This is a genomic window from Pontibacter anaerobius (assembly GCF_026241195.1).
Lineage (GTDB): Bacteria > Bacteroidota > Bacteroidia > Cytophagales > Hymenobacteraceae > Pontibacter > Pontibacter anaerobius.
In genome coordinates this window covers 128,556-142,699 of the sequence record NZ_JAPFQO010000011.1, presented here as the reverse complement: position 1 = coordinate 142,699, position 14,144 = coordinate 128,556, and the positions used below count along the sequence as shown (strand labels likewise).

Annotated in this window: 11 protein-coding genes and 1 pseudogene; all 12 read left to right on the top strand. The window is 38.7% G+C overall.

Going from position 1 to position 14,144, the window contains the following annotated elements:
• Position 1: 1 nt before the first annotated feature.
• The 12 genes and pseudogenes from OO017_RS16485 to OO017_RS16430 all read left to right on the top strand — a co-directional run bounded on the left by OO017_RS16485 (position 2) and on the right by OO017_RS16430 (position 14,130).
• Complete coding sequence (locus OO017_RS16485) at positions 2-967, top strand: Gfo/Idh/MocA family protein (RefSeq protein ID WP_266053796.1); 966 nt, start codon at positions 2-4, stop codon at positions 965-967.
• A 216-nt stretch (positions 968-1,183) separates the two neighbouring features.
• The gene (locus OO017_RS16480; RefSeq protein ID WP_266053795.1) at positions 1,184-2,500 is read left to right on the top strand and encodes an oligosaccharide flippase family protein; all 1,317 of its coding nucleotides are present in this window, start codon (positions 1,184-1,186) and stop codon (positions 2,498-2,500) included.
• Between the two features lie 62 nt (positions 2,501-2,562).
• Positions 2,563-3,768, top strand: a complete 1,206-nt coding sequence (locus OO017_RS16475) for a glycosyltransferase (protein WP_266053794.1) — start codon at positions 2,563-2,565, stop codon at positions 3,766-3,768.
• Positions 3,769-3,821: 53 nt separating this feature from the next.
• Positions 3,822-5,732 carry an asparagine synthase (glutamine-hydrolyzing) gene (gene asnB, locus OO017_RS16470; protein ID WP_266053793.1) on the top strand — a complete coding sequence of 637 codons (1,911 nt, stop codon included), beginning with the start codon at positions 3,822-3,824 and terminating at the stop codon, positions 5,730-5,732.
• A 2-nt stretch (positions 5,733-5,734) separates the two neighbouring features.
• Positions 5,735-6,874, top strand: a complete 1,140-nt coding sequence (locus tag OO017_RS16465; RefSeq protein ID WP_266053792.1) for a glycosyltransferase — start codon at positions 5,735-5,737, stop codon at positions 6,872-6,874.
• A 29-nt stretch (positions 6,875-6,903) separates the two neighbouring features.
• The gene (gene hisH / locus OO017_RS16460) at positions 6,904-7,551 is read left to right on the top strand and encodes an imidazole glycerol phosphate synthase subunit HisH (RefSeq protein WP_266053791.1); all 648 of its coding nucleotides are present in this window, start codon (positions 6,904-6,906) and stop codon (positions 7,549-7,551) included.
• The gene (locus tag OO017_RS16455; protein ID WP_266053790.1) at positions 7,538-8,302 is read left to right on the top strand and encodes an AglZ/HisF2 family acetamidino modification protein; all 765 of its coding nucleotides are present in this window, start codon (positions 7,538-7,540) and stop codon (positions 8,300-8,302) included. The genes hisH and OO017_RS16455 overlap by 14 nt, the downstream gene beginning before the upstream one ends.
• 1 nt (position 8,303) lies before the next feature.
• Complete coding sequence (locus OO017_RS16450) at positions 8,304-9,410, top strand: N-acetyl sugar amidotransferase (protein ID WP_266053789.1); 1,107 nt, start codon at positions 8,304-8,306, stop codon at positions 9,408-9,410.
• Between the two features lie 131 nt (positions 9,411-9,541).
• Positions 9,542-10,009 (top strand): annotated as a pseudogene (locus tag OO017_RS20100) (GumK N-terminal domain-containing glycosyltransferase); the annotation flags it as partial.
• 633 nt (positions 10,010-10,642) lie between these two features.
• Positions 10,643-11,845, top strand: a complete 1,203-nt coding sequence (locus tag OO017_RS16440; protein WP_266053787.1) for an O-antigen polymerase — start codon at positions 10,643-10,645, stop codon at positions 11,843-11,845.
• On the top strand, positions 11,838-12,902 hold the full coding sequence (locus tag OO017_RS16435; RefSeq protein ID WP_266053786.1) for a glycosyltransferase family 4 protein: 1,065 nt from the start codon (positions 11,838-11,840) through the stop codon (positions 12,900-12,902). Before OO017_RS16440 ends, OO017_RS16435 begins: the two co-directional genes overlap by 8 nt.
• Positions 12,880-14,130, top strand: a complete 1,251-nt coding sequence (locus OO017_RS16430; RefSeq protein WP_266053785.1) for an O-antigen ligase family protein — start codon at positions 12,880-12,882, stop codon at positions 14,128-14,130. Before OO017_RS16435 ends, OO017_RS16430 begins: the two co-directional genes overlap by 23 nt.
• Positions 14,131-14,144: the final 14 nt, after the last annotated feature.

Sequence of the window (14,144 nt, the reverse complement as noted above, 5' to 3'; positions counted from 1 at the left end):
AATGAAGAATTTTGCCCTTATTGGTGCTGCAGGCTATATAGCACCTCGCCACCTGAAAGCAATCAAAGAAACTGATAATAATTTAGTAGCCGCACTGGATAACTTTGATAGTGTTGGCATCATGGACAGCTATTTTCCAAATACTGACTTTTTTGTGGAGTTTGAGCGGTTTGACAGGCATCTGGAGAAGCTAAAGTATGATAAAGGTTTAACGCTGGATTACGTTAGCATTTGCACGCCAAACTATTTACACGATGCCCATATTCGTATGGCACTACGTCGTGGTGCTGACGCCATATGCGAAAAGCCACTGGTTCTTAACCCTTGGAACATTGATGCTTTAGCGCATATTGAAGAAGAAACCGGAAGAAAAATCAATAACATTTTACAACTGCGTGTCCACCCGAGTATTATTGCTTTGAAGGAAAAGATTAAGAATGGGCCGAAGGACAAGAAATATGAGGTTGATTTAACATATCTGACATCCCGCGGACATTGGTACTATACATCATGGAAAGGTGATGTATCCAAATCAGGAGGCATTGCAACTAACATCGGTGTACACTTCTACGACATGCTAAGCTGGATCTTTGGTAAAGTACAGCAGAACGTAGTACATGTGCATACCCATGACCGCGCCGCAGGTTACCTTGAGTTTGAAAATGCGCGTGTGCGTTGGTTCCTGAGCATTAACTTTGATCTTTTACCCGCAGAGGCAAAAGCTAAGGGCAAGAGCACCTACCGCTCCATAACAGTTGAGGGCGAGGAGTTAGAGTTCAGCGAAGGCTTCACAGACCTTCATACTATCAGCTATCAGGAGATTCTGAAGGGGAATGGATATGGAGTAGAAGATGCCAGACAATCTATTGAGATTGTACATAATATCAGAAATCAGCAAGCAGTAGGTTTAAATGGAGATTATCATCCATTAGCTAAAGAAAAATTATCAAGCCACCCTTTCCATTAAGCTTTTATTCTAGAAAAGTCTGATATAATTAAAACAGCTAGGATGTAAGCTGGTGTTTTTCGTTTACAGACCCTCCAAATAAGATCAAGAGGGTCTGTAAACGAAAAATATCAGCTTAGTTTGATCTAACCAAAGATAGTAACTGCGTCTGGTTAAGTATAGGCAACTGTACCCTTCGAACCATAAGGCTTTAGTATTAGAATATTAACTAAAATCATGGAATTCTACTTGAAAGCCTTCAAGAACAAAGAAATTAAAAGCCTTTTCAGAGGAGCTATTCAGTCAGAGTATCTGAAGAACGCGACAAAACTGTTTACAGGAACAGCCCTTGCCCAGGTAATATCTGTTGCAGCATCCCCAGTTCTATCAAGACTTTACACACCGGCAGATTTTGGCACCTTTGCTCTATACAATAGTACGTTATCTATACTTTTAATCTTTTGTACTGGCAGATATGATGTCGCTATAGTGTCTGCCAAGTCGCGTACAGGATCGATAAATTTAGTTTCACTGTCGTTCATAATTCTTGGGGTACTTACATTTCTGATTTCCCTTTTATTAGTTGCACTTCATAATTGGATTGCTGGCCTTATAGAACACCCTGAATTGAGTCAGGTTTTATATCTAATACCTGTATCATTCCTGTTTATGGGATCTTACCAAATCCTATCTTATTGGTCAAACAGAGAAAAGAACTATGGCTATTTAGCTTCATCGAAGATTGTACAAAACGTTTCTAATATATCCGTAGCTATATACGCGGGTCTTTTTTTAAGCTTGGGAGTCGGATTGGTATGGGGTCAACTCGTGGGAGCGCTTATGGCTTTGACAGTTGTAGCCTATAAAAGCGGATCCATACTTAAGGAGCTGAAAAGGTTTACTACTAAAAAGAACTTAAAACAGTGTGCTATTGAACATGCAGATTTCCCTAAATATTCTTTACCTACCTCATTCTTAGACACTTTTACAACACAGCTACCAGTTTACTTAATTTCTTTTCTGTTTACAGAGGCCTTGGCAGGCCACTTTTCATTCGCTTTTAGAATATTGAACTTACCAATCAGCTTAATCGGTGTAAGTATAGGACAAGTATTCTATCAAAAACTAACCGAGGTGCATCATAGCAGACAAGGCTCATTAAAACTTATCCTTAAAATGTGGGGGCTGTTATTTATGATTGGTATTGTTCCATTTACGATCCTTTTATTTTTCGGTAACGAGCTTTTTACTTTATTTTTTGGAGCAGAATGGGAGGAGGCTGGCAAGATTGCTTCTATACTTTCTATACCTTTACTCTTCGTTTTTTGCAGTTCCCCAACTAGCACTGCATTTATTGTATATGGTATCCAGAAGTTTTCCCTGATGTTTGGCATCATGTTTATACTACTAAGGCCACTTGCCTTTTATATAGGGTATTTGTACAATGACGTCTTTCTAAGCCTCATTTTGTGGGGAGTTACAGACGTAATCTTAATCATTCTTTTTAACATAATCTTGTTAAAGAAAGCTTCGGGGTATAATAAGCATGTCTAAGGCTGGCTTTTAAGCTCGAGACACCCTCTAAATCCTTAGACAAACTTTTATTAAGAACTGGCATGAATATTTTTATCGTACCTTCCTGGTATCCTTCAGCTAATAGCCCCATTGCTGGAATTTTCTTCAAAGAACAGGCTTTAAGTATTGCTGAGCTAAACGATAATTTTAATATAGGTGTAAGTCTGTGGGGGCAAAACAATGCTGGTTATGCCATTAACAAAAATCCCCTTTCTACCTCAAAAGCGCTTTTTAACTTTTGGAATAACGGTAATAAAACACAAGCAACACTTTTACGCCAAAACCTAACTGAGCTATTCACTCCTACCCTAACTTATGAGTGGCCATTTAATGCTTTTGGTGATAATATGTCAGGAATGATAAGTTCTAATCTTGCTAACTTTGAGTATTTCCAGGCCCACTATGGTCAAATTGACATTATACATGCTCATGTTGGTTATCCAGCTGGATATATAGCTATGGTCTTAGCCAAACGTTTTGGTGTACCTTATGTAATAACAGAGCATATGGGTCCATTCCCGTTCAAGAAGTTTCTTTTAAAAGAAGGGGCTATTCACCCGAAACTATCTCAACCCTTGGAAAATGCAAATAAGGTTATAGCTGTCAGCCCGAAACTTGCTCAAGATATTTCTAAATTTGGCTTTAGGAAGCCTACCTTTATCCCTAATGTTATTAACGAGGATTTTTTTACGCAAACAGATACTCCGTTTAGTTTACCTTTTAAATTCTTTACACTTGCAATGCTTTCTCCAGAGAAGGGAATAGACGACTTACTTCAAGCTATTAAAGTACTTACCTGTTTTAGAAAGGATTTTATATTCAACATTGGAGGAGGTGGGCAATTGTTAGATCATTATAAATCAATGACGAAGGCAATGAAGTTAGAACAGCACATAGTGTGGCATGGGGAAATAACCAGAGATGAGGCGAAGGAGCAATATAAAAAATGCCATGCGTTTGTTTTGCCAAGCCATGGAGAAACTTTTGGTGTGGTATATGCTGAAGCTATCGCGAGTGGCAAACCAGTAGTTGCCACTAAATGTGGGGGGCCGGAATGTATTATTAATGAGGGAAATGGTTTGCTTTCTGAAATTCGTAAACCTGAAGACTTAGCCCAAAATATGCTCTTTTTAATAGAAAACTATTCAAAGTATAGTTCTGAAAGAATTAGAGCAGGATTCGAAGCCAAGTTTTCTAAGAGAGCAGTAGTGCCACAAATAATAGAGGTTTATAAATCACTAGAGTAGAGCCTTCTAAACCTTTTACTCCTTTAAAGAATACATTACAGACTTAAAATACTATGTGCGGAATAGGCGGAGCAATAAATTTCAAAAGGTCCGAAATCTCACTAGAGACCATAAAAAGTATAGGAAACAGCATTGAGCACAGGGGACCCGATGACCATGGTTTTTACTTTGCTGATGGAGGAGAGAAGGTGCTGACCAGAGATATCAAAGATGGTTTTGATTTTAATGTCGCCTTACTTCACCGTAGGTTGTCAATCCTTGACCTTTCTGAAAGGGGATGGCAACCAATGCAAACTTCTGATAAAAGGTACACTATCACATATAATGGTGAAGTTTACAATTACATTGAATTGAGAGAGCTTTTAATATCAGAAGGGTATCAGTTCCAGACAGAAACCGATACGGAGGTTATCCTCTATGCCTACCAAGCATGGGGAGAAAAATGCTTAGAGCGGTTTAATGGCATGTTTGCGTTTGCGATACATGATGCTGTTAAAAATGAAGTGTTTTTAGCTAGAGACCCCTTTGGTATAAAGCCACTTTACTATTCCATAAACAGTAATTTCCTCCTCTTTTGCTCTGAAATAAAAGGAATTGTTGTAGAACCTAAAGTAAGCAAAAAGATAAATGGAGCTAGGCTACAGGAATACCTGGCTTATGGATGGACTAATCATTCGTCTGAAACTATATACGAAGATGTTCACGAATTCCCAGCAGCTCACTACGCTATTGTCTCAGCAAGTAAAAGCGACCGCTTACAACCAAAACCTTATTGGACGCTCGATAATATCGAGACCAGCACTATTTCTTTCAAGGAAGCAGCAAGCCGTGTAGAAGAAATATTTTATAACAACATAAAAATACACTTAAGAAGCGATGTTGAGGTTGGATATACCCTTTCAGGTGGGTTAGATTCTTCATCTGTCATTTGCATTGCTGATAAGATACTCCCTAAACATCAGAAACATGCCTTTAGCTATATTCCCAACTATGAGGAAAAAAGTGAAAAGAAGTGGATTGACATTGTAAATGCTAAGGTTGGAAGTACACCTTACTTCACTCAACCTTCAGAAGCAACGTTCATTTCTGAAATCGAAAAGATAATTGCGCTTCAGGATGAGCCATTTGGAGGAACAAGTATTTATGCCCAATACAAGGTATTTGAATTGGTTAAAGAAAATAACATTAAAGTAGTGCTTGATGGGCAAGGAGCAGATGAAATTTTTGCAGGATACATCCATTACTTTTCTGACAGAGCGATGTCTATATTACAAAAAGATGGGCTTTATGCTTACATAGCGTTCATCAGGAAAATAGACCCGCTACTTAATGTTCCTAAACTAAAGCTTGTTCTAAAAGGAGTCGCCAAATTCCTACCTTGGGATATGCAAAAGCACTTAAACAAACGCTACCTCTCCCATACTGAACGTTTCTTTAAGGGTGAGGTATTGAATACAAAGTATAAGAACATTACCGGGCCAGATTTTGGAGACAACTATCTAAAAGCCTCCCTTTATAATCGCCTGAAACATGTAGGCCTTCCTTGGCTACTTCGGTACCAAGACAGAAACTCAATGGCGTTTTCAATAGAGGGTCGCGTACCCTTTCTGACGAAGGACTTAGTGGAATTTGTTTTCTCCTTACCAGAGAGTTATATCTTAACCAATGATGGTTATACTAAGAAACTCATGCGTGAGGGCTTGAAGTCTTATTTACCAAAAGAAGTTTTGGAAAGAAAGGATAAAATAGGTTTTGAAACTCCTGAACAAAAATGGATAAAAAGCTCTTCTACATGGGCTTTGGAAATTTTAAATTCAGGTAATACGAAGAACTACGGCATTAACATGAATGCGCTGAAAAGTGAGTTTAAAGAGGTCTTCAGTAATAAAGCAGGCTACACCGAAGAGCATTGGAGATATCTGAACTTCTTTAAGTGGGCAGAAATTAATAAAGCTACCCTTTAAGCATGAAGCGGTTAAACATACATATATACCCCTCACAGTTTAAGTTCGAGAGTAGAATCTTAAAGATTACGGAGTCACTCATTACAAATAATATTGTTGATGAAGTTGTGATTCTCGCTCTACCTGGAGAATCTTTGCCTGAATGGGAGACTATTGACGAAAAAAGGAAAGTCTGGAGACCTGCTTTTATAAGTTTTGGTCTCCAAAAAGGAATTTTACTAAAACTACTGTTCCTAGCTCAATACATACTAAAGGCAACCTTCTTTGCTCTTCGCCATCCGGTAAAAATAGTTAATTCTCATAGTGTTAATGACTTGCCATTGTCTTACTTGCTTAGCTTAGTAACAGGGGCAAAATTGATATATGATCCGCACGAGCTGGAAACTGAAAAAAAAGGTTTAAAGCGTTCTTCCCAGAAGGTCTATAGGGTGGTGGAACGAATCTTCATTCATAAAGCTCACCACATATTTGTGGTATCTGATAATATCAAAACATGGTACATTCAACGGTATGCTTTGGATGAGAAAAGAATTTCGGTTGTAAAAAATATACCTAAATCCTTTAAAGCACCACAAGCTAACAACAAATTCGAGAAGTTATTGGGCTTAAATAATACTGATATAAAGTTTCTATATCAGGGGGGGCTTTTTACTGGTAGAGGACTTCCCATACTTTTGGAGGCATTTAGCAAGGTTGATCAAGACAAACACCTGATTATCATGGGATATGGTGAACTAGAACGCATCGTAGAGGATTACTCTAAAAAGTTTTCTAATATACACTACGTGCCTGCGGTTCCTCCGAGCGAGGTCCTCTCCTACTCCTGCAGTGCCGATGTAGGAATTGCGTTGATAGAAAACATTTGCCTTAGTTATTATTACTGCATGCCAAACAAACTGTATGAGTACTATTTGGCAGGTATACCTTCCATTGTAAGTAATTTTCCTGATATGTCAGAGTTCGTGCAGGCAGCGCAATGCGGTTGGACAGTTAACGTTGATGCCAACGAGTTTAAGAACTTAATCAACAATATTTCTAAGGAGGAGATTGATAAAGTAAAGCTGTTCATTAGGCAAAGCAACAATAAGTTGTCATGGATAACCGAAGAGTCTAAATTGATTACTCCCTATTCAAGTATTTAATATAGTTACCAAACATTTACAGGAAACAAATGGAGTCACCTAATATTTGCATTATAGACTATGGCTTAGGCAACTCTGGTTCTATTCAGAACATGCTTAAACGCATTGGCTATAAAAGCACAATTACTAATAATACAGCGGATTTAAATGCAGCTGATCTGCTCTTCCTGCCTGGCGTAGGCTCATTCGATGACGGCATGAGCAACCTTGAAAACCTAAACCTTATTCCTGTACTTGAGAGGAAGGTGCTTGTGGAGAAAACTCCTATAGTTGGTATATGTCTAGGCATGCAGTTGCTTCTTAACAGTAGTGAAGAAGGCACAAAACCGGGGCTCGGTTGGATACCAGGACAATGTAAGAAGTTCGATTTTAAGGATAAACAGGAGCGTTTGCGTGTCCCACATATGGGGTGGAACCTTATTCATGCTACACAATCTGATGAATCTATACTTCATTTAGATATTCCTGAACTTCGTTATTACTTTGTACACAGCTACTATGCAGAGTTGCAAGATCAATCACATGAGCTGTGTTCCACTTCCTATGGCTTTGATTTTAGTTCGGGTATAAGGAAAGAAAATATTTTAGGTCTTCAGTTTCATCCTGAGAAAAGTCATAAATTTGGGATGTTGCTTTTTAAGAATATCGTAAATCAGTTAACTTGTGTTAAAAGCTAGAGTTATCCCCTGCTTGCTCCTTAAAGGTGGAGGGGGGTTAGTTAAAACAAAAAAGTTTGGCTCGCCGACATACATAGGAGATCCCATCAACGCCGTTAAGATTTATAATGAGAAAGAGGTTGATGAGCTCATGTTCCTTGATATTACAGCGAGTAAAGAGCAGAGGGGCCCTAATTTTACCTTTTTAAAGGATATAGCCACAGAGTGCTTTATCCCCCTGTGCTATGGCGGCGGCGTTACAACCACAGATGAAATAAGAAAGTTACTGCGCATTGGTATAGAGAAAATCTCTCTAAACTCTGTAAACTTTACAAATCCTAACTTAATTTCAGAGGCTGCAAAGCTATTCGGATGTTCAACCGTGGTTGGCTCTATAGACGTAAAGATGAACCTGTTTCGTAAGCTGCGGGTTTTCAACTCTAAAACAAGGGATGCAACAAAGCTTGACCCAGTAGAATATGCTAAATTTCTGGAAAGCCAAGGTGCAGGAGAAATTTTAGTTAATTCTGTAGATCGTGATGGCATGCTAACCGGATACGACTATGAATTGATAAAAAAGATTACTGACGCAGTAAGTATACCTGTGATTGCATGTGGGGGTGCCTCAAAATTAGATGACATACAGCGTGTAGTGAAATATGCTGGTGCTTCTGCAGCTGCAGCCGGAAGTATTTTCGTTTACCAAGGCGGCAACAAAGGTGTACTGATTAATTACCCTAACTATCAACAACTGGAGGAAATTCTGAATTAAAATGGAGAGAGAAGTAACAACCTGTGTAAAATGTTTAATGGATACTACGGATCCAGAAATACATTTCGATTCTGAAGGTGTTTGCAACTACTGCCTTGAGGCAGAAGAAGTCCTCCCTAATTACAGGTTTACTGAAGAACAGGTAGAGTCAAACATTAAAGGGTTACTTCAACACATCAAACTAAACAAGAAAGGCAAGTATGATTGCTTAATTGGTATTAGTGGAGGAGTAGATAGTTCATACGTTACGCATCTGGCGTACAAGTGGAAATTAAACCCTCTGGTTGTGCATTTTGATAATGGGTGGAATTCAGAGTTGGCCGTATCTAATATCAATAAGATACTGGACAAAACCGGATTTGACTTACAGACCTATGTTATTGACTGGGAAGAATTTAAGGATTTACAGAGGTCTTTTATAAAAGCTTCTGTAGTTGATATTGAAATGCTAACTGATCACGCTATTGTTGCGTCTATGTACAGGTTAGCAAAAGAAAATAATATTAAGTGCATCCTTTCAGGAACAAACTACGCCACTGAACATGGTTTGCCTTCGGCCTGGGTATGGCAGAAAGTTGACCTTAAAAATATCAAACATATTCATAAGCTGTACGGAAGACACCAGCTTAAAACGTTCCCTACAATTGGTATTTACAAGTCATTCTTGTACAAGATATTGCATAAATTAGACTTCCTGGAACCTCTGAACATGATCAACTACAAAAAACTGGAGGCAATGGAAATTCTGGAGAAGGAATATGGGTGGAGGTATTACGGAGGTAAGCATTATGAGTCTTGGTTTACTAAGTTTTACCAAGCATTTATTCTGCCCCAGAAATTTAACATAGATAAGAGAAAGTCACATTTCTCTGCCCTGATCCGTAATCAGGAGATCACTTTAGAGCAGGCTAAGGCTGAATTGGATAAACCACTTTATACAAATGAAGAACTCACGCAAGAGAAAGAGTTTATTCTGAAAAAGCTAGAGTTTACTTCAGATGAGTTTGATGAGATTATGCAGGCTGCTCCTAAAAGACACGATGAGTACCAAACCAGCATACATCTGCGTAAAAAACTTTCTACGTTGAAGGAGAGGCTTAGTCTCTAAAGCTACTTTTCTTTAGCAGGAGATTAACCTTAATAACAGTAAGTAAAGGTCTTCAATGTCATAATGGTATAGCTGGCATTGAAGACCTTTATACTTAATTATCTATAAATCCAGGGCCTCATCAAGATTATATGGCTAAAATTACTTTGATAACAGGGCATTACTTCGGGTCAAAAAGGAGAGCGGGTTTTCACCATTTGGCGAAAGCGTTTCAGGAGCTTGGCCATGAGGTTCTCTTCTTTACGGCCCCTGTTAGCAAACTGCACCAACTGAAAGGCGATCACATTATGCAGTATGCGATCAAAGAGGAGGCAAATCAAATGATAACCAAAGAGGCAGTACATAGCTATGTTCATTTCACTCCCTGGCATGTAGCTAACACCCGCTTCAGTTTAACCAATGCCCTCACTTCACCTTTGGTACCATATTATGCTACCTTCGATATAAACAAAGAAGCCATTGCCTTTATAAAGAACAGCAGCTATATAGTATTTGAGAGTACACCTGGACTCCTGCTTTTTGATAAAATTAAGAAGCTGAACCCAAAAGCTAAGTTTATATACCGAGTATCTGATGACCTTCGTTTCTTACAGGTTCATCCGGCGCTGATCAAGTACGAAGAAAAAATCCTGCCATTCTTTGACCTTGTTAGCATTGTAAGTTCTCATTTCTTCACCCTTTTTTCTCAGAAGAATGTTAAGTTACATTTCCATGGAATTGATAAGCAAACTTATGACCAAGCACATCTAAATCCTTATCCATTAGGCTCAAAAAATTTAGTGTTTATAGGTAATGCATATTTTGATGTGAACTTTCTCGAAGTCGCGTCCTCATTGTTCCCTGAATTTAATTTTCATATTATAGGACCTATTCAAAATTTACCCATTAAACCTAACATTAAAGCCTATGGAGAGATGCCTTTTCAGGAAACAATAGGTTATATAAAATACGCAGATGCAGGTCTTCATACCTTACAACAAACAAATGGAGCAGAGGCATTTACAGATACGCTGAAGGTACACCAGTACACCTATTGCCAGTTACCCATTGTTGCGCCCAGCTTCTTAAAAACGAGCAGAAAGCATGCTTTTTATTATACCCCTGGTAACGCAGCTTCCATTCAAGCATCTTTAGAAAAGGCTCTTAGATATCCGCATTGTGAGGTTGATAACAGGAATGTACTTGATTGGAAAGAGCTGGCACAAAAACTAATCATAGAATAACTTTCGGCAATGAGAGTACCTATAAAAATAAATTTTTCTCATCCTGTTCTTTATGCGCTAGGGTTTGTATTCCTATTTACCATCCCCTACTTATACCCTTCCCTGCACTTCACATACACCAAGGTATTCTCACCATCTGTCCATTTGCTGATCAGTTCTTTTGTAGCCCTCTTGGTTATTATCTCCTTTTACCTGTCGAAGTTCAGCTTTGCACCTAACCGGTATATCTCTAAGCTTCAAATCCCCAGCCAGTTTATCTGGATTAGCAAGGCCGGTTTGCTTATAGCGCTGGTAATGAATGTACTGATCGTGCTCAATGCATTTCTGGCCTACAGTGGGAATATTTTGAGTGCAAAAGAGTCAATAGAAACGTTCGGAGGAATCAATATCCTGTCTCAAACCTATATGTTCTTTCTGCCCCCTTACATATACTACTCCTACCATCATGGTAAAAAGTACAAACTGGTATTGGTTATTTTAGGATTGATTCTGTTAGTAAGATCTGTTTTAATGGCAGAAAGAGTCGCATTTCTCGAGTTTCTGGTTCCAGTTTTTGTCACCTACTTTTTAGCCTCTGAGAAGAAATTGTATGTTACTAAGATTGTCAAGTATTTCGGTTTACTGCTGCTGTTTTTCATGATACTGGAGCTAAGTAGACAGTTCTATAACCAATATATTTTAAAGGGTGGAGGAGTAGATCCTTGGTTTGCCATATCATGGACCTTGGAACGCTTTTTCGCTTATTATGCTGACACTACGAATAAGTTCTATTACTCTATTACCCATGATTTAGCTTTTACAACAAACCACTACTTCTATCCTTTTGAAAGAATAGTTAGCAGAATTTTCCCAATTGAAATTGGGCAGCCAGAAGTAGATTATGGGGAGTTTAGATGGGTAGATTTTACAAATCCAGGAGGGCTAAACATGTTTTATACAGATTTCGGCTTCCTGAGTATTTTCGTATTTGTTGCGTTGTTTATAGCGTTTTTCAAATCCTTCAGGTCGATAAAGAAAGGTAGTTTAGTCGCGCTATGTATATATCCTAACTTAGTAACTGTAATACTTGAGTTACCTAGATTTGTAAATTTTTACAACACCCGCTTTTTTGTCCCTCTGGTCATTTTTATTATTATCTATACTCTCTATAAATACTTAGTTTTGCGCTTTCCTAAAGGGGGGCACGAACTACAACTAGATACCATTGAATAAGATATTTATAAACGCGAGGTTCCTAACACAAGAGGTTACAGGTGTTCAGCGTTTTGCAATTGAAATTTCTAAACAGCTGAAACAGATTGCCCCGGCTGGACAAATTTGCTTTGTATCACCTCCCAATATCCTGCATAAAGGCCTTTCCTCTGAGCTTGAGGCAATTGTAGTCGGGAAACATACAGGCCATTTGTGGGAGCAGTTGGATCTAATGCAGTTTTTACGTTCGCAGGGAAATCCCGTTCTTATAAATTTGGCTAACTCTGCTCCCATACTGTACGGTAATAACGTAGTTACCATTCATGATTTAGCTGTCTTCCATAATCCAAAGTGGTTTTCGCTTCCTTATCGCACCTACTATCGTTTCTTAACACCAAGGATCATAGAAAGCTCCAGGCTCGTATTTACAGTTAGTAAGGCAGTCAAAGGAGAGATTCTATCAAAGTTCGATCTTCCGAAGAGAAAGGTACAGGTAATCTATAATGCTGTTTCGGGCAGTTTCAAGCGTTCAGACTTTCAGAGGCCTGCGACAAAAGCCAAATATGTTTTAACAGTGAGTTCATTAGATCCCAGAAAGAACCTGAGAAACCTAATACTGGGGTTTACACAGGCAGAAGTCACGGACCATGACCTCTATATAATTGGGGGTAAAAGCGCCGCTTATGCCAGTACTGACCTTGAAAGAATTATTCAGAATGATAATCGGATAAAGTTATTAGGAAGAGTATCTGATGAAGACTTGCCGGGCTTGTACTCTAATGCCAAGCTTTTTGCATACCTATCATTTTATGAAGGATTTGGGTTGCCCAATATTGAGGCAATGGCTATGGGGACACCAGTTTTAACGTCAGATATTGCGGCAGCAAAAGAGGTCTGTGGCGGAGCCGCTTTTTATACCAATCCAAATAATATAAATGATATAGCTACGACTATTTCCAACCTTTTGAAAGCACCTGCTTTGTTGGAAGAATACTCTAACAAAGGCTTAAGCAAATGCCGGGAATACAGTTGGACAAACTCTGCAACGAAACTATATGATGCAATTACTAAACTATAGTGTGGGCAGCAAATATGCCATACTTCAACAGTACAACCTAAAGGTGATACTGTTAGGTGCGTTTGTAGGATCTGTATTATTTAACCGCTCCTTAAGTGTAGGTATTTTAGCTATTTTCATCATCTTATGGCTCTTTTCCTCTCCCTTAAAGGAGAAAGTAAATATTCTGTTAGCACATAAAGCTGTTCTGTTGCTTCCTGCGCTCTTTTTACTATTTACCGTAAGTCTGTTGTACTCTAAACACAATGGCCTGCCTTACTTGGAAAAAGAGCTTCTGCTTCTCGTACTACCTATAGTTATAGGAAGTATCCATTTGAGTACCGGTGAGCTAAAAGGTATACTAAGAGTTTATACTATTGCTTGCCTGCTGTTTACGATTGTCAGCTTCTTTGAGGCCTATCAGTTCTACAACTTACCTACTGAGCATTTCTCTATTGAGCATTTGCCGCATCAGCTTTCTGATAGGATCCATACACCATATCTTTCCTTACTGCTTGTACTTGGAAACCTTTCTATACTTCTTATCAACAATGACAGAAAACACTTTTACAAGACGGATTTACTGCTGTGCCTGTACTTTAGTGTTTTTTTACTAATCCTATCTTCCAGAACAGCTTTGTTTAGTAATTTTATATTGTTGGTTGCCTATCTCTATTTTAAGTTAGCTAAACAGAAGAAGATCGGATTATATATCACCTTTCTGGTGATCCTGGTTGCTGCTATTGGCCTTTCTTTTAAGTATTATGCGCACTTTCAGGATAGGTTCACCGCTATTGTTTCTTCGGGCTATGGCGTATCCGAAAGGATAACCATCTACCGGGCCAGCTTATCGATCATTCAGGAACATCCGCTCACAGGAGTTGGTATTGGGGATATTCAGGCAGAGTTGGATAGAGTGTACTTGAGTTGGGGACTCCCTGAACATTTCCTCCTGTTTAACCCGCACAACCAGTACCTTCATGTGACAATGGCTGTAGGCATAGTTGGTTTGTTACTGTTACTGTACCTGATGCTGCATCCTGTCTTTATAGCAGTGCGCGCCAGTAAACCTATGCACGTTGCTTTCTATTTACTTTTTCTGATAGTGTTTCTCACAGAGGTGGTGCTGTCAAGGTATTGGGGTGTAGCATCATTTGCTTTCTTCTATACTATATTTACAGTTTATCTTATGGACCAGAAACAACCCATAATTACTACAAAAGAGGTAATCTCCGAAGCTAAGGTATAGTAAGTAGTTTGGTA

Excerpts from the sequence above, each read along its gene's own strand:
- hisH (WP_266053791.1), top strand. The coding sequence starts at position 6,904 with ATGGAGTCACCTAATATTTGCATTATAGACTATGGCTTAGGCAACTCT.
- OO017_RS16440 (WP_266053787.1), top strand. The coding sequence starts at position 10,643 with ATGAGAGTACCTATAAAAATAAATTTTTCTCATCCTGTTCTTTATGCG.
- OO017_RS16465 (WP_266053792.1), top strand. The coding sequence starts at position 5,735 with ATGAAGCGGTTAAACATACATATATACCCCTCACAGTTTAAGTTCGAG.
- asnB (WP_266053793.1), top strand. The coding sequence starts at position 3,822 with ATGTGCGGAATAGGCGGAGCAATAAATTTCAAAAGGTCCGAAATCTCA.
- OO017_RS16485 (WP_266053796.1), top strand. The coding sequence starts at position 2 with ATGAAGAATTTTGCCCTTATTGGTGCTGCAGGCTATATAGCACCTCGC.
- OO017_RS16480 (WP_266053795.1), top strand. The coding sequence starts at position 1,184 with ATGGAATTCTACTTGAAAGCCTTCAAGAACAAAGAAATTAAAAGCCTT.
- OO017_RS16430 (WP_266053785.1), top strand. The coding sequence starts at position 12,880 with ATGATGCAATTACTAAACTATAGTGTGGGCAGCAAATATGCCATACTT.
- OO017_RS16450 (WP_266053789.1), top strand. The coding sequence starts at position 8,304 with ATGGAGAGAGAAGTAACAACCTGTGTAAAATGTTTAATGGATACTACG.
- OO017_RS16475 (WP_266053794.1), top strand. The coding sequence starts at position 2,563 with ATGAATATTTTTATCGTACCTTCCTGGTATCCTTCAGCTAATAGCCCC.